3 protein-coding genes are annotated in these 1,730 nt (G+C 39.2%); all 3 read right to left on the bottom strand.

Annotated features, from left to right (window positions below; translation table 11 throughout):
• Positions 1 to 188 precede the first annotated feature (188 nt).
• Positions 189 to 383: a hypothetical protein gene (locus AC1DWN_RS33360; RefSeq protein ID WP_477563121.1), complete on the bottom strand. Its 195-nt coding sequence runs from the start codon at positions 381 to 383 to the stop codon at positions 189 to 191.
• A 193-nt stretch (positions 384 to 576) separates the two neighbouring features.
• Positions 577 to 1,551, bottom strand: coding sequence for an anti-sigma factor (locus AC1DWN_RS33355; protein ID WP_477563120.1), 975 nt, complete (start codon positions 1,549 to 1,551; stop codon positions 577 to 579).
• Positions 1,548 to 1,730 (bottom strand): RNA polymerase sigma factor (locus AC1DWN_RS33350; RefSeq protein WP_477563119.1); only part of this gene is annotated, 183 nt, incomplete at its 5' end. The genes AC1DWN_RS33355 and AC1DWN_RS33350, both read right to left, overlap by 4 nt.

Raw genomic sequence — 1,730 nt, 5'->3', positions numbered from 1 at the left:
CTATATCTCCATTATTAGAAAATAACTTCATTCGTGGACATATACCTATTCAGCTTGGCTAATTTCAATATTTTACCACACTTAACGTGTGTATTGCGTTATCCTGCCCGTTAGTTCAATAGAAAAGAGGAGCTACCACATAGGAAGCTCCTCCGCTATCGTTCCCCGTTAGCGTAACAACAGATAACTCAACCAATATGAAATATCCTACCTATAATTCCAATAACCATCATAAGTAGAGGACCTACAATTATAAACCCTACTATTACTGCAATAAATTTAAGAGGAGTTGATATTCCTCTTCGTTCACCAATTGTATCTGATTTTTGATTTATTTTCTTAAGTTCACCATCAAGTATTTCCCGATTCAACTCTTCCGACATTCCCCATACCCTCCCCTTTAAAACCCWGAACACATCCACMATTTTACTTCACTKTTGTTTTCATTTTAATTCAACTATTCTGCCCGTTAGCGTAATGAAAAAATGGAGCAGTTGCCGACTGCAACTGCTCCATGGTGCGATTAACTAACGTTCCCCGTTAGTTGAGCGCGCTGAATATGTCCCGCCTAATTATTTATTCCGAAATGCTCAGATGTTCCAAATACTCACTGATAATAGTTTCGCCAGGAGTAGACGTGGCGCCTGTAACTACAAACTTCCCTTTGCCATTCCCTTGAATCGACAAGGTTCCATTCTCTCCTTTATGATTCTTTTTAGAAATGCGAACACTGTATTTGTACTCCGTCAAGCCATCATCACCAGCATAGGACTCGACCACCTTTCGCCCCTTTAAGGTGTAGCCTAGCGCTTTACCCTCGTTTAAATTGCGAATAAAATATTTTTTACTTATCGTGTAGAATTCATCATAGGTCATATCCTTATAAGGCGACTGATCATACCATTCTCTTAATTCAACCAGTTCATGCTCGGCATCGATTAGCCATTGATTAAAATCTTCAGCAGGTATAGTTATTTCTCCATTTGTATATTCCTGTCTACCATCTTCATAAGTCATTAGCTGGTACTCTTCACGATTAATTGTGGAAGAATAAGCATGTTCTTTGTTCCGTTGTATGATTGCATAATAAGCAGATACGTCAATATATTCAAATGCCTTATCATAATCTCCTTGCTCCAGAGCAGTAACAAACCTTCCAGAGCTATAATAGTCATACAAATTCGTAAATGAGACTCCCTCACCTCGATATTCATTAAAACTGAGCCAGAGTGTGGGAAGGAGCAACACCATCACTAGAAAAGAAATGAGACATCTTCGTCTAATCCTTTTTAGCACTTTTACAGCTGAGCGATCTTTTAACTGATTGTTTGGAGCCTGAACTTGTCCCTCTTGACCTACAGACTTTTCTACGATTAAATCTCCTGTCATTGCCTCATATTTTCTATTGCACTGTGGACACTCATCCAGATGCTCTGAAACAAGAACCTTGCTCTCATCACTACATACCTCATCAACAAATAGTGGAAGTAGATCATAAATAATGTTACAGCTTGTATTTAATCTCTGTCCCTTTGATTCCCCTTTACTCATTTCCTCGCCTCCATCTCACTGACAATCCGTTCCTTCGCCCGATAGTATGTAATCTTCGCCCATGACTCTGTCTTGCCGAATAACTCCGCAATTTCTCTAAACTTCAATTCCCCAAAGATTCGTAGTGTGAACACTTCTTTATATGGCTCTGGCAAGGTATGCAAAATCCGATGCAATAG

The organism is Paenibacillus sp. P4_A7, from assembly GCF_056402455.1.
Note: the sequence above shows the minus strand (reverse complement) of the source record. Positions and strands in the feature narration are given on the sequence as shown.